The sequence below is a fragment of the Methanocorpusculum labreanum Z genome, assembly GCF_000015765.1.
GTDB classification, from domain to species: Archaea; Halobacteriota; Methanomicrobia; order Methanomicrobiales; family Methanocorpusculaceae; genus Methanocorpusculum; species Methanocorpusculum labreanum.
Map to the genome: position 1 here is coordinate 234,372 of NC_008942.1, position 15,871 is coordinate 250,242.

Annotated in this window: 18 protein-coding genes; 13 read left to right on the top strand and 5 right to left on the bottom strand. The window is 47.3% G+C overall.

All coding sequences use genetic code 11. The features are described 5' to 3' along the window. Positions 1 to 33 precede the first annotated feature (33 nt). Both MLAB_RS01290 and MLAB_RS01295 read right to left on the bottom strand, forming a co-directional pair. On the bottom strand, positions 34 to 996 hold the full coding sequence (locus MLAB_RS01290; RefSeq protein ID WP_011832627.1) for a hypothetical protein: 963 nt from the start codon (positions 994 to 996) through the stop codon (positions 34 to 36). Positions 997 to 1,017: 21 nt separating this feature from the next. Next, the gene (locus tag MLAB_RS01295; protein WP_011832628.1) at positions 1,018 to 1,914 is read right to left on the bottom strand and encodes a hypothetical protein; all 897 of its coding nucleotides are present in this window, start codon (positions 1,912 to 1,914) and stop codon (positions 1,018 to 1,020) included. Positions 1,915 to 2,034: 120 nt separating this feature from the next. Here MLAB_RS01295 and MLAB_RS01300 point away from each other — a divergent pair, with 120 nt between their 5' ends. The 12 genes from MLAB_RS01300 (at position 2,035) to MLAB_RS01355 (ending at position 12,542) form a co-directional block, all read left to right on the top strand. Continuing rightward, a complete protein-coding gene (locus MLAB_RS01300; RefSeq protein ID WP_011832629.1) occupies positions 2,035 to 2,985 on the top strand; it encodes an AAA family ATPase in 951 nt (316 codons plus the stop codon). Further along, positions 2,982 to 3,845 carry a DUF58 domain-containing protein gene (locus MLAB_RS01305; protein WP_011832630.1) on the top strand — a complete coding sequence of 288 codons (864 nt, stop codon included), beginning with the start codon at positions 2,982 to 2,984 and terminating at the stop codon, positions 3,843 to 3,845. Before MLAB_RS01300 ends, MLAB_RS01305 begins: the two co-directional genes overlap by 4 nt. Then, on the top strand, positions 3,845 to 4,786 hold the full coding sequence (locus MLAB_RS01310; protein WP_011832631.1) for a vWA domain-containing protein: 942 nt from the start codon (positions 3,845 to 3,847) through the stop codon (positions 4,784 to 4,786). Before MLAB_RS01305 ends, MLAB_RS01310 begins: the two co-directional genes overlap by 1 nt. Further along, a complete protein-coding gene (locus MLAB_RS01315; protein ID WP_011832632.1) occupies positions 4,783 to 6,210 on the top strand; it encodes a hypothetical protein in 1,428 nt (475 codons plus the stop codon). The genes MLAB_RS01310 and MLAB_RS01315 overlap by 4 nt, the downstream gene beginning before the upstream one ends. A 40-nt stretch (positions 6,211 to 6,250) precedes the next feature. Next, positions 6,251 to 6,937: an ABC transporter substrate-binding protein gene (locus MLAB_RS01320; protein ID WP_245525971.1), complete on the top strand. Its 687-nt coding sequence runs from the start codon at positions 6,251 to 6,253 to the stop codon at positions 6,935 to 6,937. 1 nt (position 6,938) lies between these two features. Continuing rightward, entirely contained in the window at positions 6,939 to 7,739 is an 801-nt protein-coding gene (locus MLAB_RS01325; RefSeq protein WP_011832634.1) for a hypothetical protein, read from the top strand. Next, positions 7,740 to 8,288, top strand: a complete 549-nt coding sequence (locus MLAB_RS01330) for an ECF transporter S component (RefSeq protein ID WP_011832635.1) — start codon at positions 7,740 to 7,742, stop codon at positions 8,286 to 8,288. Beyond that, a complete protein-coding gene (locus tag MLAB_RS01335; protein WP_011832636.1) occupies positions 8,266 to 9,675 on the top strand; it encodes an ABC transporter ATP-binding protein in 1,410 nt (469 codons plus the stop codon). Before MLAB_RS01330 ends, MLAB_RS01335 begins: the two co-directional genes overlap by 23 nt. Beyond that, a complete protein-coding gene (locus MLAB_RS01340; protein WP_011832637.1) occupies positions 9,672 to 10,472 on the top strand; it encodes an energy-coupling factor transporter transmembrane component T family protein in 801 nt (266 codons plus the stop codon). The genes MLAB_RS01335 and MLAB_RS01340 overlap by 4 nt, the downstream gene beginning before the upstream one ends. Positions 10,473 to 10,599: 127 nt before the next feature. Then, entirely contained in the window at positions 10,600 to 11,520 is a 921-nt protein-coding gene (locus MLAB_RS01345) for a hypothetical protein (protein ID WP_011832638.1), read from the top strand. A 56-nt stretch (positions 11,521 to 11,576) separates the two neighbouring features. Continuing rightward, a complete protein-coding gene (locus MLAB_RS01350) occupies positions 11,577 to 11,900 on the top strand; it encodes a transcriptional regulator (RefSeq protein ID WP_011832639.1) in 324 nt (107 codons plus the stop codon). A gap of 57 nt (positions 11,901 to 11,957) precedes the next feature. Beyond that, complete coding sequence (locus MLAB_RS01355) at positions 11,958 to 12,542, top strand: carbonic anhydrase (RefSeq protein ID WP_011832640.1); 585 nt, start codon at positions 11,958 to 11,960, stop codon at positions 12,540 to 12,542. On the opposite strand, the gene MLAB_RS01360 is transcribed toward MLAB_RS01355, so the two are convergent. The 3 genes from MLAB_RS01360 to nifS are packed head-to-tail and all read right to left on the bottom strand — an operon-like array spanning position 12,539 to position 14,778. Beyond that, positions 12,539 to 13,174 (bottom strand): HAD family hydrolase, encoded by a 636-nt coding sequence (locus MLAB_RS01360; protein WP_011832641.1) that lies wholly within the window; start codon positions 13,172 to 13,174, stop codon positions 12,539 to 12,541. The genes MLAB_RS01355 and MLAB_RS01360 overlap by 4 nt on opposite strands. 1 nt (position 13,175) lies before the next feature. Further along, positions 13,176 to 13,607 (bottom strand): Fe-S cluster assembly scaffold protein NifU, encoded by a 432-nt coding sequence (gene nifU / locus MLAB_RS01365; protein ID WP_011832642.1) that lies wholly within the window; start codon positions 13,605 to 13,607, stop codon positions 13,176 to 13,178. Next, entirely contained in the window at positions 13,597 to 14,778 is a 1,182-nt protein-coding gene (gene nifS, locus MLAB_RS01370; protein ID WP_011832643.1) for a cysteine desulfurase NifS, read from the bottom strand. The genes nifU and nifS overlap by 11 nt, the downstream gene beginning before the upstream one ends. A gap of 225 nt (positions 14,779 to 15,003) precedes the next feature. Here nifS and MLAB_RS01375 point away from each other — a divergent pair, with 225 nt between their 5' ends. Further along, complete coding sequence (locus MLAB_RS01375; RefSeq protein WP_011832644.1) at positions 15,004 to 15,870, top strand: Mrp/NBP35 family ATP-binding protein; 867 nt, start codon at positions 15,004 to 15,006, stop codon at positions 15,868 to 15,870. The last annotated feature ends 1 nt before the right edge of the window (position 15,871 follow it).

Sequence of the window (15,871 nt, forward strand, 5' to 3'; positions counted from 1 at the left end):
TCGTCCAGACTCAAATCACCTTTGGTGATTAAATCACCGATTGCCGTTTTTTCTGAAAATGACTGCAGCACCGCAGATACCTGCTCCGATTCCGCACAACCCGATCGGATTTTTTGGAGTATCCTGTTGGTTTTCTGTCTCTTCCGTTGGGGAATATTCCTCGGATGAAACTGTGGTGATAAATTCTCCTGAATCCGGCGAGAGACCGCTTCCTAAAACAGTATAGCCGCTTGAACCGCCCTTTCCGTCGTCAACGACACGGTTTGTCCAGGAAATTCCCTCTCCCTCGTTTGACTGATTACACCATGCATAAGCATTGAAAACAGCACTACCGCTGAGATTTTCGAATGCATACTCGATCTTGACCGCTCCCTGATCGCGAAGACCGGTAAGGCCGCTGTTTACTCCAAGATTGCCAGCTTTCGTATCAAAAAAAAGGATGGAAAATCCATTCGATGCGTCAGATGTATTTTGTCCGAAGTAGATTGGATAATTTTCGATACCTGCCGGCTTCCATGTCTGCGAGGCATATGTGAAATACTCCGCAGTCAAGGTTGTCACTGCCGCCTGCTCTGCATAAGTCAGATCGTCATATGCCGGCCCGATGTTTAGGATTGGTGTTGGGCTCCACTGATATCCGCTGGAGATAAGGTGGAGAGCAAAATCATCGGAGATGGACCCATTCACGGCAATCATCAGAATGATTCTGTCATTGAATCCTCTGCCGCCGGTATAGGAAACATAGATCGTCCCCGTCTGGCGGTTCGTTGTTGTTACCTGACCGTAAGGTTCTTCCGGGATTGTCGTAAGATGCAATGAATTCAGTCCACCCTCATCATCGAATCTGACTGTGTATATTGTTCCGTCGGATGTTGAGATATCCACCTGTTTGTATGAGGGAAGAACCTCACCTGCGGTATCCGCGGCAAATGCCGGCCAACATCCAACGACCATCAGGAGGAGCACTGTGTACAATATTTTCTCTACTTTGTTCATGCAGGCTCCAAAATCCAGATTTTACTTTCGTCTCGCAACCAGATATGCTGATCCCATAATGCCGGCAATGATAAGGAATGCGCTGATCGGTGACTTAGTCGGCTCAGTTACCGGGGTATCGGTACATTCCACTGTTATTCCTTCGGTGCTTGCGGCCGTCCATCCGAGAACCTGCTTTGGATCATTCTTTGGAATGTCGCGGTATCCGTATGGAATAAAGGTGACCTCACCCGTGACTCCGGAGATCTCGTAATCAATCTCGGCACATCCGTTGTTTATCAGATTGCCGTTTGCTATGGTACATGTTCCAACATCAAGATCCACAAGCATTACATAGAACTTTTCATTCGTTGTCTGTGTTGGATAGAAGGTTAATCCTGCAGCATCAGCCGGTCTGAGAGACACTGGTCCGTACAGAAGATCGGATTTATCAAACGAGGTTGATATGGCGTTGGTCTTATATGTCGCTACAGATGCGAAATCAAGAGATTTGAAGCTGTTTTGGGCAACCGGTTCCCAGACATAACCGCTGGATGAGATTTTTATCTTGAAGTCATCGGAAATATCTCCCGACACACCTACCATTAAAACCACATCATCGATGTATCCGGCACCCCCTGTTTCATAGACATAGAAGGTCCCGGATTGGTTGTTTGTTACTACTGCCGGATTGGAAGAGCTCTTTTGGGAACTCTCAGAAATGTGCATACTTTCTGTTCCAAGGCTTGTTGGAAGATAATATGTGTTGTTTCCGGTATTGTCGAATCTGACATCATTTGATATCTTCAGGAAAACATCCTCTGTTCCGGGGAATGGGCCGTTTTCTGCAAACGCTGCTGATCCGGCACCAACTAAGAGAAGGGAGATCAGGATAATTGATGCCAGGATGATTTTTCTGATATGAGAATTACCAATCATACTTTACTATTTATCTCATTTTCTGGGGGATATAGATTATGAGTTGTGTTAAATAAATGTAGTTAATATTTTGGCAGATATCTCATATATCTGGCGCGACAAACATTACTATCAAGTATAATGGAGAGCGGTACAGTGGATCCCGGCATATCACAGGATATTTTAAATCTGAAATCCCAGTTACGGAAAATTATTGTAGGGCAGGAAAATGCTATCGAAAAAACATTACTTACGTTCCTTGCCGGGGGTAATGTCCTGCTAGAAGGAGTCCCCGGCGTCGCTAAAACCCTGCTTGCACGTTCTCTTGCTGGCTCTATCAACGGCAGTTTCTCCCGCATTCAGTTTACTCCAGATCTTCTCCCCTCGGACATTACCGGAACCGTCGTGTTTAATCTCAAATCGAATGAGTTTACCACCGTGTTGGGCCCCGTTTTTCATCATATCATATTAGCAGATGAGATCAACCGTGCCCCTCCCAAAGTACAGTCTGCTCTTCTTGAAGGAATGCAGGAACATCAGGTGACGATTCAGGGGACTACCTTCCCCCTTCCGTCACCGTTTTTTGTTATTGCAACGGAAAATCCTCTCGAGTCGGAAGGAACCTACCCGCTGCCGGAAGCCGAGACCGATCGGTTCATGACAAAAATCATCATGTCCCTCCCGTCGGTGGAAGATGAGATAAAAATTCTGGAACGGGTGTGCGGTGAGCAGGCTCCTTTGGCAGAACCTGTTATTTCGATTGAAAGAGTAATGGCTGTACAAAACTCTGTTAAAAAAATCTACGCAAACGAAAAAATTCACCGATACATTGCTGAAATCGTCGGGGCAACACGAACAAACACGCCTTTTATCACCAGCGGCGCTTCACCCCGGGCTTCCATTGGTCTCTTGATGTGTGCGAAGGCCCATGCTCTTATGCATGAGAGAAGTTATGTAACGCCCGATGATGTGGTCCGGGTCGCATACGAGGTTCTTCGCCACAGAATCAGATTAAGTTTCGAGGCACAGATAGACGGCATCACACCTGATTCCGTAATCACGAATATTCTGAAAACAGTCTCTATTCCATGAATCAGCGTTTATCCGAGCTTCTCGAAAAATCCCGACCTGTTGCGGCCCATTTCAGCAGACCCCAAGGTGTGTCAGGTTCGTTCCTTTCCCAAAGAGCAGGGGTCGGTACGGAGTTTGTCGATCTGCGTGAGTATCAGTGCGGCGATGATGTACGTGCCCTCGATAAAAATGTCACTGCACGGACCGGAATTCCGCACATCCGAATTCACGCTGAAGAACCGGATCTGACCCTGTATGTCGGTGTTGATTTGTCAGCATCCGAACATTTCGGTTCGGATATGAGTAAATGCATGACGGCAAAAATTGCTGCAGCATCAATTCTTCTCTCAGCGGAAAATGCCCATATTCCTCTTGGACTCTTCCTCTTTACCTCCTCTGTGGAAACGTTCATCCAGGCCAAACGTGGTTCAGCTCACCTGTATCTTCTTCTCACTACTCTTGCAGAAGCCGATGGACAAAATACCCGGACCGATATCCAGTCCGTCTGCTGTGACCTGGCATCCAGAATAGCCAAATCCTCTTCCATCGTTTTCATATCAGATTTTCAGGATAATAATTTCTCAGCAGGAATTCGGCTTCTTGCAGAGAGGCATCGTCTATCTGCCATTCGTGTTTCCGATTCCCGAGAATACGTTCTGCCCGATGTCGGTAGAATCATTCTCGAAGATCCTGAATCAGGCAGACAATATCTGGTCAATACTTCGGATCCTGATGTTCGCAGAGGTTTTTCTGCCGCTGCAAAAGATGCTGAGAATACCTGTAATGGTATTTTTCATTCTTCCGGGGCTCAGATTATCCCCCTGAAAACTGACGGATCAGTTGTCAAGACGCTTCAGCAGGTATTTTTCAGAGGTGTATAATGGCAGGTTTTTCTCATCCATTGTATCTTCTTCTGCTTCTTGGTTTGCCGATATTGTGGTACTGGTACCACAAAGCTGTAGCTGAAAAGAAACGAAAAGCCGTGATATTTTCATCTCACCCTTTTCTGCATGAGGCCCAGCATACTGATCTGAAAAAACGGGAGAAACTTCTCTTTCTCGTTTTTCTCCTGATACTGGGATGTGTAGTCGTCGGAGCTGCCGATCCTCATATCCCTCTTGTTTCTGCCTCAGAAAATGTGAATCTTGTTGTCGCTTTGGACGTTTCTGCGAGTATGTCGGCATCTGATTACAGCCCGACCCGGGTTGAAGCTGCAAAAGGTTCCTCAGAAATCCTGATTCGCTCGTTAAGTGAATCGGATACTGCCGGCGTTGTTATTTTTGAGTCGGGTGCATCGAGTGCCGCATACCTGAGTTCTGATAAAAATCGCGTTGTTTCACGTCTTGAACAGGTATCCGTGAAGACCGGAAAAACTGCACTTGGAGATGGGCTTGCTCTGGCCGTCGATATGGTTACTGCGATACCTGCCGGAACCTATATTGTGGTCCTGCTCTCCGACGGAGTCTCCAACTCCGGCATGATAACCCCGCAAGAGGCGGCAGAGTATGCGAAAAATTCCGGTGTCGTTGTATATACAATCGGGGTTGGAAGCGAGTCCCCGGTGGAAGTCTCTTCTGACGGGGTCCAGCAGTATGCTTCGCTCGATGAGGAAACGCTTAGATCGATTGCGGAAATCACCGGTGGAGAGTACTTCCGCTCGGTTGATGAGAAAACGCTTGTACAGATTCAGAATACTATTCAAACATCTATTATAAGAGAGCCGGTCGAGACCAGTATTCAGTCCTGGTTCTTCTGGCCGATTCTCCTGCTGCTTTTATTGGAAGGCTACCTCAGGTATGGGGGCAGACGGGTGATTCCATGAGATTGAGATTTATTCTCTTCCTTATATTAATTCTCGCTCTGCTTGCCGCTCCTGTGTCAGCTGAGGTGATCTTCACCTCCGAAGCCCAGGAATTTCACGTCGATCCTGGAATATCCTCCACACTAACATTAACCCTGCTGCAGGATGCCGGATATGATATCCCGGGCAAGCTTACGATCAGCGACGTGTGGATATCTGGAGAATCGGTTTATCGCGAATCACGCGTGACGGATCGAACGGTATTTTCCGATGCCTCTACATTTCCCGTCAATATCCCTGCCCTATCCGAAGGCGAGGAACTTATAGTAAATCTGATATTTACCTACACAGATTCCTCCGGCACTTTGCGCGATGTAACCTTGCCGTCTGTAACATTTCGCACTGATCCAGTTGTAACTCAGTCGGTAACGATCTCGAGTACCGAATCCGTTCATGTTGTAACGCCCGCCGTCTCAGTTGGAAGCGGTACAACGTCAAGTTCCTCCTCCCAAACAGCAGGATCCGTGACTTCTGAGTATGGAGATCAGATTCCTGATCTCTCTTTGAATCAGACAGAGAATCATGACGAGGAATTTACTTCATATCTGCAAACAGTTCCCGATTTCATTTTTCTTGAGGAGTCAATCACCAGCTATGGTTATTTGGCAGTTGATACCTATATCCGCTCCTCTGAATATAATACCGGGACGTTCTCACTTCATTATTGGGATACAGCAGGAAACGAAGCTGAGCTTTCCGGAAATATTTCCGGGACGCAGAGTAATATTTCATCCACAGCCGATGCTCCGGCAGGCATCCCTATAATTCTGCAAAAGGATACCCGGTATCTCTCGGCAGTTTCGGACATGAATGCCGAAGGTTATCTTCATTCATATACCCAAAGTGATGCCAGTGATGGAGAGATAGTTATTATGGTCCATCTCACGGATTCCAATGGAAGATCTGCAGAAATTATTTCGCATCTGACAAGCGACAATGTGACCTCGGTTGAGACTCTGTATGAGACAGACCTCTTTTCACCATGGATGGTGATTGTTCTCGTTCTTGTTCTCTCCATTGCTGGTATTCTATACTGGAGAAGAAGGCATACGCATATTTCCATACCCCCGTCCTCCACGGTAACGAACGGTCTAACCCGCGCTTCGCTTTCGGATGAGTATCTGATGCAGGCTAAAACTGCCTTTGACGAAGGGTTGTATCCTGATTCTGCGTCCTATGCCGGCAAAGCGCTGAGGTATCATCTGGCCGGTGATTTAGAGCTTACAACCGATATGCTTCTTGCACAAAATATCCCGCAAAGTGCATCGGATCTTTTGCTGAGATGCCGGAGTGCCGGATTTTCTGACGGAGAAACAACGAGAGATGATTCGGAGAAATTAATTAACGATGTTGAGATGTATATCTCATATGGTTATAACAATTGAATAACAGACATTACTCTTACTTATGACAATATATGTTGGAATGGATGACACAGACACCCTCGATTCACGAGGCACCGGCAGACTAGCACGGGAGGTTGCCGCGTTTATCGCAAAAAAATGGCCGGTAAGTGGTGTAACCCGACATCAGCTCTATGTCCATGAGTCGATTCCATTCACCTCCCACAACAGTTGTGCCGTGGTTCACGTCGAGACCGAGGGACGGGAGGCTGCGGATGAATTATTCGCTCTCACCGAAGAAGTGATGCTCGGTGATTTTATTCCCGGCAGTGATCCTGGTCTCGCAGTTGCCGAGGATTGGCAGATCACTCCCGCCCTGATTGCTTACGGCCGCGATGCCCAGTCTACTGTCCTCAATCAGAATATTGCCCGGACGCTTGCAAAAAATCTTGGGATCCGATTGAAAGGACTTGGCGGCACCGAGGATGGGGTGATAGGATCTCTTGCCGGCCTTGGACTTGCCGCGATGAAAAGCGACGGCCGGTACCTTTTGGTAGGCAGTATCCGAAGTATGACGGGTCCGGTAAGTGTCGAACAGGTTCTTGCTGCTGGAGTAGACTGCGTCCAGACAATCGACGGTGAGCTTCTTACGACCGGGCTCATCATGGAGCAGGAAGGAAAATCAGTAAAACCATGTCCCATCGGGGGAAAAATCACGCTTCTCGTCAGACGGGAAAACGGGAATATACTTCCAATAAAACGAGGATAAGATGATTACAGTTCGGGGAAGGCTAATTATTGCTCTCAGCATTTTGGGTGTAATTATTGCCGGATTTGCCGTGGCAGAATACTCTTTTGCTACGTATGAATCTGATCTTCCGGACGTTGTCACCACTTCCAAACAGATACTTACTGCTGACGATTTTACCTATGGGCCGGTAAATTATCGTCCAGGATATCTTCCAATTCCGATCTATGCTGATTCTGGTCTGTATGATTCTGAAGACTGGATCGTTTTGTTTGCCGCGGTGAATGAAACTCCGGTGAACGGGAATCCATTTCTTGTCCGCCCGGGCTCGGTAAAAATCGATTATGCATTTGAAAATCTTACCGGAACTGCTGTGTTTCAGGTATATGGACTTCGGTATGATTCCGGGCAGACCTGGACTACCCACCAATTTCATTCGCCTGCATCCGGCTACCGGGTCATAGCTTCCCCGCAGTCAGGGACTCTGCCGGATCTCGCTGAGTATTCCGAAGAAAAACCGCTGATAGTTTCGGTTTCGAATCTCTATTACTCTCCGGACGGTGATATGGAGATTGGTGTTCCCTTTGCCCTGCCGTTTCCAAAAGATGAGCAAAACGGTCTTTCTGCACTTCATCTGACAGTGGATCCGGATGTACTCCGGGGGCAGGTTACCACCACCTCCGAGTTGAACGGCACGTTCTATATCACCTACACCGGGGGGGACACGGTTCGCAGAATTCTTCTGATGCTTGCCGTCAACTCTCCCCAGACCGACGACTTTTCATTCACATTTATGAGCAGTTTCGTTCCACGGGAGGCCTGAATGAAACCATATTTCAAACTTCATGAGATCGCTTTGCTTTCGCTTTTCGGCGCCTTAGTCTTTGTATTGCGTCTTATTTTCAAGATCCCAATACATGTTCCCGGCAGTTCGGGTCTTGTGTGGGTTCTTCCCTTAATTATTGGGGTGGGGATCGTTAGAAAACCCGGAGCCGGATTGTATATGGGTTTTATTTCAGGGATACTCGCCTCATTTTTTGGTGTAGGCGCTCTGCATGTTCTTGATATTTTCAAGTATCTCGCAATGGGGTTGTCGATTGATCTGACGTCCATGTTATTCCTGTATCGTTTCAGTAATCCCGCAGTAGGGTTCGTCGTCGGCGCAGTTGGTAATCTCACCAAGATGCTGGTTAACTATGGTGTTCAGCTGTTGTTTGGCGTTCAAGCGGCATTTATTCTTGTTGGAATAACCGTATCAACGGCCACACATCTGATATTTGGCGGAATTGGCGGGGTTCTTGCCGTGTTGATATTGTCGCGTCTGAGGCGTGCCGGAGTGATTACTGAGGATGAAGAAAACACCGATAATTGAGGTGAAGAATCTCACCTACACTTATCCTCGTCAGCCCGGTGGGCGACGTCCGATTCCTTTTCACGATTTGAATCTTACCATTTTTGCGGGTGAACGAATTCTACTTACCGGCGATTCCGGTTCCGGGAAATCAACATTTCTCAGATGTCTAAATGGTCTGATCCCTCATTCCGATTCCGGTAAAATGAAGGGGTCTGTCAAAGTTGCGGGCATTGATACACGTTCTGTTGGTCTTTCCGATCTGGCTTCTCATGTTGGGATGGTGTTTCAGGATCCTGACTATCAGTTATTCTGTGCCGATGTTGTGAGTGAAATTGCCTATGGTCTTGAACAGCAGGGAATTTCACCCGCCGAAATGCAGATACGAATCGGTGAAATCATTGGTTTATTGGACATCACGCATCTTCGCGGCCGAATGATGAACACGCTTTCGTGGGGAGAACGTCAGCGTGTTGCCATCGCCTCGGTTTTGGTGATGAAACCGGAGATACTGCTTCTTGATGAACCCTGTTCCGGGCTCGATGAATCCTCTGTCAAAAATCTGCTTGATGTTTTGAAAAACCTGAATGAACGGCTTGGTTTAACCATCATCATAACCGAGCACAGGATCGCCAGTCTCGGTGATTTTCCAACACGCCAGATTCGTTTCGGTGCCCCCCCTTTTTCGGGTGACGCCGTTGTCCGATCTCCATCCAAATCCAGCACGCAGGATGCCTCGCTCTCTTTCTCCCATGTGAATTTTGCATATGATGCATCGGATAGCTTTGTTTTGTCCGATATCACCCTTTCGTTCTATTCAGGGATGATTACCGTTCTGATGGGGCATAACGGTTCTGGAAAAAGTACGCTGATCCGGCATGCGAACGGCCTTCTTCGGCCGAGTTCCGGAGATGTGTATGTTCATGGTGAGAACATTCTCGGCAGAACCGTGGCGGAGATCTCATCAAGCGTTGGTATTTGTTTCCAGCATGCCGATTACCAGCTTTTTGAAGAGACGATTCTCGACGAGCTGCTGTGTACTCCTCGCATCCGGGGATATCCGCTTGAACCTGCAAAGGATCAGGCACGTCGTATTCTTGAAAACGTCGGGCTATCTCCTCTTGGCGAAAAATCCTCTCCGCTCAAAGCATCGGTTGGCGAGAAACAAAGAATCGCTATCTCTACCTTACTGATGATGGAAACCGGCATTATGATTCTGGATGAGCCTACACTTGGACTTGACGCAGTCTCGAAGCGAACGCTTGCATCGATTCTGCAGAATGCCCGCGATCATGGAAAAACCGTTATTGTGGCAACCCATGACAGGAGTTTTGCCGATTTATGCGCAGACCGCATTGTAACGCTCTCCAGCGGAAGAGTAGTTGCCGACACCGGAGTCATACAATGAAAATCTCAAAAAAAGTGATTCAGTATGTCGATGCCGATACCATTTTTCATCGTCTCGATCCCGGAACAAAGATCATCCTGATTTTGTTTTTCAGTATCATTGCCCTTCTGATCAATACCCTTCCGGCAATTTTTCTGCTCATGATTTTCATTTATCTGCCGGTGATACGGGAACACCTCGTTTTGCCCCTCATACGTTCTTTGAGATTTCTTCTTCCCGTCTTTATCTTCATCTTCTCCATCAATCTGTTCTTCCCGCAGGTCACATCAGCGGACCCGTGGGCAATATATACCTTTTTGACCGTTACCGGCTCTCTTTCATTGGAGGGTATCGGGTTTGCCTGTCTGATGACTCTTCGTTTATTTGTCATAGCGACGGTCTCTACGCTGTTTATTATGACAACGACCAGTAATGCTTTCGTGCACCGGCTGAAATCCGTCCACATCCCGGAAACTCTGGCCTTTTCGTTGGGATATGCCATGAAATCGATTACGACGCTGAGTTCTGATCTGAAAAACATAATGGATGCACAACGATCTCGAGGAATAGAATTTGAAAAAGGGAATCCTGCAGATAAAGGCTTACATTACATGGCTCTAGGGATACCGATCACCATCTCTGTTATGCAGAGGTCCAAACAGACGGCCGACGCAATGCAGTGCAGGGGGTTTGGACGTGCCGGAAAAAAAACTCTTTATCAACCATGCAGGATGGGTAAGACTGATTATCTGGCTCTCATGATCTCGATAGTTGTTGGATTGGTTTTGCTATATTTTTCATTTGCTATATTTTCATAATGTGACAATGTGTAAATTTAATTAAGTTAACATGATAACGTTATGTATTTGTGGATATGGCGGAAATAATAATGATACTCACGTCTGGCCTTTGCTCGACCCAATAGTGAGTGTGGAGAACAATCATATGAAGAAATCATCCCTAGTTGCAGTGATTACCTTTACCGTAATCTTTGCATTCTTGTTCGTTCCGGCCGTCAGTGCCGATACTGTTGAAAAGACCGTGGTTATTGAGAGCGGTGATATTGTGATTCCAATGGCCAATTTTGACGGAGGCACTGCTGATGTTACGGTCCCAAAAGACTCGGTTGCAGGTATTATTTATCAGGCATATCCGGATGTTGAGTTCTGGTTCAAACCCGGAAGTACAAAGACATGGTTCAACCTCAACACTCTGGAAGGTCGTACCCATAAAGACGGTGGGGAATGGACCCTTTATGTTGGCGGCGTTGAACAGACCACGGATATGGTTAATGACTGGTCAGACGTTATCGTAACCCCAGGAGATACAGTAAAACTGATCTATGACACAGACGGTTACACCGTGAAGATTAAAACTACTGTAGCAAACACGGCAACTCCGGTTAGCAAAACCATTTCCGGTGTTATCAAAACAGAAAATGTCACTATTCCCGCATCACAGATCTCCGGTTCGGATACGGCAATCACTGTCGCCGGCGATTCTCTCATAGGCGTTCTTGCCAATTCACTCTCCAATGTTGAATTTTATATGGGCGGAACACAAAATTTCTTCAATCTGAATACATATGATGGACATACCCATAAGTCTCCGAACAAGACCGATAAGTGGTATGCATATATCGACGGTAAAGAAGTATCAGTACCTGACTGGAGTACCGTTAAAGTAACCGAAGGTCAGGTTATAACCTTGAAGTTCGATGATATCACCAATGGAGCGATCTACGAATATACCATTACCACTTCGACCTCATCGGGAGTGAGTGGAACCCAGTCTCCAATCCCGGTTGCCGGTCTTCTGATAGGCCTTGCGGCAGCTGGATTATTTGCGGTCTCACGCAAATTCTAATCCTCTTTTTTGCTTCGTGTGAAATCTATAATAGTTCACAATGAGAATATGTAGGTATGGTCACCGTCCCCTGTCAGGAAATAGTATGGGACATCATTCCTGCAATACAGGCAGCTCTTGCAGCAGAACTGGTGAGTCTCGGCGTCTCCCAGATCCAGGTTGCTAAATATCTCTCCCTTGCTCCGTCTGCCGTATCTCAGTATTTGTCCGGGAAACGCGGATACAGAATAGTTTTCGATGATGAGATCAAAGAGGTCATCGCAAAACTGGCTGAAGAGATAAAATCCGGGTCCGTTACGGATGACGATCTTGCAGCTAAATTCTGTGTCATCTGCCGCTCATTGAGAGGGTGCAGTGAATGCAGCAGTTCTCCTGAATGAAAACCCAAAAACTCATAAGCGTATAGAGTCAATTAAACTTCTATCGGGGTTTTACTCATGATAGAAACTTTTATTGAAGGAAACAAGATCTTCCAGGAACAGGATTTCGAGCGGAAGAAAGATCGATACATGCAGCTGACCAGTACCCAGCACCCGACGGTTTTATGGATCGGCTGCTCGGATTCCCGCGTCAATCCGGAACGTATTACTCACTGTCGTGCCGGCGAACTCTTCACACACAGAAACATCGGCAACATTGTCCCGACACATGACTGGAATTTTGCCACCGTCTTAGAATATGCAGTGAAGCATCTCAAGGTCAAAGATATCGTGATCTGCGGTCATTCAGACTGTGGGGCCCTCAACGCTCTGGACGTTGATATGTCAAAGGATGCCTACATCCCTCTTTGGATCAACAATGCACGCGAGGCTCAGACGAGAGTTGATGCCCGTCTTGGCGAGGCAAAGACACCTGAAGAAAAGGCCATCCGTAAAAAAGAGATTGAGTTTGAAAACGTCAGACTCCAACTCGAACATCTCAGATCATATCCGCTTGTTTCGATGGCTGAAGAAAAAGGCTGTCTGAATCTGCATGGATTGTATTATGATCTGAAAACCGGTGCTCTTTCAAAGATCGCCTAACTTTTTTTTATGAGTTCGAGAAACTCGGCCGGTGAATCGACAGCACATATTTTATCCCGTTTGTCAACCGAGCCGAAGGTCGCATGCACTCCTTTGATACCCAGCTCACGCGGCGGCCGTACATCCCGGTCCTTTTTGTCCCCGATCATTACTGTCTCTTCGGGAGAAACACCAAGTGCTTCAAGCGTTTTCTGATAAACCTCAGGGTTCGGTTTTTTTACACCGAATGTTTCGGGTGTGACGACCAGTTCGAAATACTGTTCATAGCCAAGAGCCTTCATGCGTTTTTCCATATCGGGTCGGTCCGCATTTGAGATGACGGCCAGGCGGACCCCTTCCGATTTTAAATCGCTCAGCATCTCCTCGATCCCTTCGAATGGAGAGATACAGGCAAGTTCCAGCGTATGATAAAGCCAGGTGCACTCCTCGAAATCGCCGTCCACTCCGTCTGCCAGATATTGGGTAACGGCGTCTTCGATCAGAGTAGGGGGATTTTTGTTCAGAGAATACATATGCAGGTCGCCGAAAATCCCGCAGTATGCCATTAAAGCATCGGCAGCACAATGGCGTGCCCGACGCAGATCGTGCAGCGTGTTATCCATGTCGAAGATTACTGCACGCGGAAGGTTCATCTCAGAGTTCACACGTATCACAGTCATGTCCGCAGGAGCTGCATTCTTCATCTCCCCACGGTTCTCTGCCGGACTTTACCAGATAATCGTTGATTGCTTTGTGGATTGTTTCCTCGGCTAGGACCGAACAATGCATTTTGTTCGGCGGTAATCCGTCCAGCGCCTCTGCCACTGCTTTGTTTGAAAGGGTCCATGCTTCTTCCAGGGTTTTTCCTTTGATCATCTCGGTAGCCATGCTGCTGGAGGCAATCGCAGCACCACAGCCGAATGTCTGGAATTTTGCATCCACGATGATGTCGTTTTCGACTTTCAGATACATTTTCATAATGTCGCCGCAGGAGGGGTTCCCCTCTTCGCCGACTCCGCTTGGGTCCTCGATCATACCCACGTTTCGCGGGTTAGTGAAGTGATCCATTACTTTTTCACTGTACATTTCTCAGCTCCTTTGGAGTAAGGGGGGACATTGCCCTGAGTTTTGCCACCGTTTCTGTGAGTGCGGTGATCACATATTTCACATCGTCTTCCGTCGTCCGTTCGCCGACGGTAAGCCGGATGGACCCGTGTGCGATCTCGTGGGATATTCCCATGGCGGTTAAGACATGAGATGGTTCAAGGGATGCCGAGTTACAGGCACTTCCGGTCGAAGCACAGATGCCCTTCATGTTCAGAAACAGAAGAATTGATTCTCCTTCAATATACTCGAAGATAATGTTCGTGTTGTTTGGAAGACGTTTTGTCGGATGGCCGTTTAAGTGTGTTGCCGGGATTTTGAGAAGTTCACGAGTAAGTTCATCACTCAGAGATGCAAGTCGTTTCGTCTCCACCGGCATCATTTTGATTGCCCGTTCTACCGCAGCGCCGAGGCCCACGATGCCGGGAACATTTTCAGTACCTGCCCGGCGTTTTTTCTCCTGAGCCCCGCCGTGGATAAAGTTCTGGATCCGCGTTCCTTTCCGGATGTAAAGGGCTCCGGTACCTTTCGGTCCGTAGAATTTGTGACCGGAGAGCGAGAGAAGATCAATATTTTCGGCAACCACATCTATTGGAACATGGCCAACTGCCTGAACCGCGTCGGTGTGGAAATATATTCCATGATCTCTCGCGATCTTTCCGATCTCGGCAATCGGTTGAATCGTTCCGACCTCGTTGTTTGCATACATAACCGAGATGAGAATCGTGTCCGGGCGAATCGCTTTTTCGACCGCCTCTGGAGAAACCATACCGTATTTGTCTACCGGAAGATAGGTTATTTCAAATCCGCGTGATGCGAGCCATTCACAGGAATGCAGAATTGCATGATGCTCAATCGCTGTTGTGATGATATGTTTTCCTTTTCTTTCATTGGCAAATGCCACACCTTTCAGCGCCCAGTTGTCCGATTCGGTCCCGCCGTTGGTAAAGAAAATTTCATCAGGCTGAGCATTGATCGCTGATGCCACCTGTTTTCGGGCTAGATCAATGACACTCTTGTTGGACTGCCCAATAGAATAAACTGAAGAGGGATTGCCGAATTGTTCGGAGAAATAAGGTAGCATTGCCTCTACGACCTCTTTTGCGGTGTAAGTCGTAGCAGCATGGTCCATATAGATGATTTTTTTACCCATGGTGTTCACGCCGTGAATTTCCTTACTATATTATTTCGCCGTTATTATATCTAAATATTCGTGACAGGAACATGTTGGATGTCGTGTGAAAGCGAATGCTTCTTCCTACTGGATCGGAAAGGCCTGAATTTTTGAACCCGATTACTCAATCCAAAAAGACTATACTGTAATCCACACAACAGATAATGCAATAAGTTATATAGACTTACAATTCAGGAGAAAATCATGAGCGATCAGCCAGAAGGATGTGATGGTCACTGTGATAGCTGTTCACAGAAGACCGATACCTGCCAGAAACCCAAAAAAGCCGATATCAGCGTTAAACATGTAATCTTAGTTCTTTCAGGAAAGGGTGGTGTTGGAAAGAGTACGGTCTCCGTCAACCTTGCATATGCCCTTTCGAACCACGGATATCAGACCGGTCTTCTTGATCTGGATATTCACGGTCCAAGTATTGGAAAGATGCTCGGTATCGAGGATCTCCGCCTTCAGGCAATAGGAAACAAGATCATGCCGGTCAAAATCACCGGCTCGCTGAAAGTAATCTCCATGGCGCTTCTCTTAAATGAGACCGACAGTCCGATCGTCTGGCGTGGTCCCATGAAAGCCGCTGCGATTCAGCAGTTCCTTGGCGATGTTGAATGGGGCGATCTCGATTATCTCGTTGTTGATCTCCCGCCCGGAACCGGTGACGAGGCATTGAATATTGTGCAGTTTGCGCCGAACGTTGAAGGAGCAGTCATTGTTACGACTCCTCAGGATGTTGCGGTTTTGGATTCCACCAAAGCGATCAAGTTCGTTGAAATGATGGATCTCCCGGTTCTCGGTGTCATCGAGAATATGTCTGGAATGGTATGCCCGCACTGTGGTGAAATCGTCGATCTCTTCGGAAAAGGCGGAGGAGAGAAGGCAGCCAAGCAGTACAATGTTCCCTATCTTGGCGCTATCCCAATCGATATCGAGATGAGAAAGGCCGGCGATGAAGGAAAACCATTCATTGTGAGAAAACCGGGCGAGACGAGTCCTACCTGGGATGCAGTTGACGCTGTCATGGAAAACCTCATCGCCGAGGTAGAAAAACGCGAAGCATAAT

Coding starts and splice junctions, on each gene's coding strand:
- MLAB_RS01325 (WP_011832634.1), top strand. CDS start 6,939: ATGATTACAGTTCGGGGAAGGCTAATTATTGCTCTCAGCATTTTGGGT.
- MLAB_RS01310 (WP_011832631.1), top strand. CDS start 3,845: ATGGCAGGTTTTTCTCATCCATTGTATCTTCTTCTGCTTCTTGGTTTG.
- MLAB_RS01295 (WP_011832628.1), bottom strand. CDS start 1,914: ATGATTGGTAATTCTCATATCAGAAAAATCATCCTGGCATCAATTATC.
- MLAB_RS01335 (WP_011832636.1), top strand. CDS start 8,266: ATGAAGAAAACACCGATAATTGAGGTGAAGAATCTCACCTACACTTAT.
- MLAB_RS01375 (WP_011832644.1), top strand. CDS start 15,004: ATGAGCGATCAGCCAGAAGGATGTGATGGTCACTGTGATAGCTGTTCA.
- MLAB_RS01290 (WP_011832627.1), bottom strand. CDS start 996: ATGAACAAAGTAGAGAAAATATTGTACACAGTGCTCCTCCTGATGGTC.
- MLAB_RS01330 (WP_011832635.1), top strand. CDS start 7,740: ATGAAACCATATTTCAAACTTCATGAGATCGCTTTGCTTTCGCTTTTC.
- MLAB_RS01355 (WP_011832640.1), top strand. CDS start 11,958: ATGATAGAAACTTTTATTGAAGGAAACAAGATCTTCCAGGAACAGGAT.
- nifS (WP_011832643.1), bottom strand. CDS start 14,778: ATGGGTAAAAAAATCATCTATATGGACCATGCTGCTACGACTTACACC.
- MLAB_RS01300 (WP_011832629.1), top strand. CDS start 2,035: ATGGAGAGCGGTACAGTGGATCCCGGCATATCACAGGATATTTTAAAT.
- nifU (WP_011832642.1), bottom strand. CDS start 13,607: ATGTACAGTGAAAAAGTAATGGATCACTTCACTAACCCGCGAAACGTG.
- MLAB_RS01305 (WP_011832630.1), top strand. CDS start 2,982: ATGAATCAGCGTTTATCCGAGCTTCTCGAAAAATCCCGACCTGTTGCG.
- MLAB_RS01360 (WP_011832641.1), bottom strand. CDS start 13,174: ATGAACCTTCCGCGTGCAGTAATCTTCGACATGGATAACACGCTGCAC.
- MLAB_RS01350 (WP_011832639.1), top strand. CDS start 11,577: ATGGTCACCGTCCCCTGTCAGGAAATAGTATGGGACATCATTCCTGCA.
- MLAB_RS01320 (WP_245525971.1), top strand. CDS start 6,251: ATGGATGACACAGACACCCTCGATTCACGAGGCACCGGCAGACTAGCA.
- MLAB_RS01345 (WP_011832638.1), top strand. CDS start 10,600: ATGAAGAAATCATCCCTAGTTGCAGTGATTACCTTTACCGTAATCTTT.
- MLAB_RS01340 (WP_011832637.1), top strand. CDS start 9,672: ATGAAAATCTCAAAAAAAGTGATTCAGTATGTCGATGCCGATACCATT.
- MLAB_RS01315 (WP_011832632.1), top strand. CDS start 4,783: ATGAGATTGAGATTTATTCTCTTCCTTATATTAATTCTCGCTCTGCTT.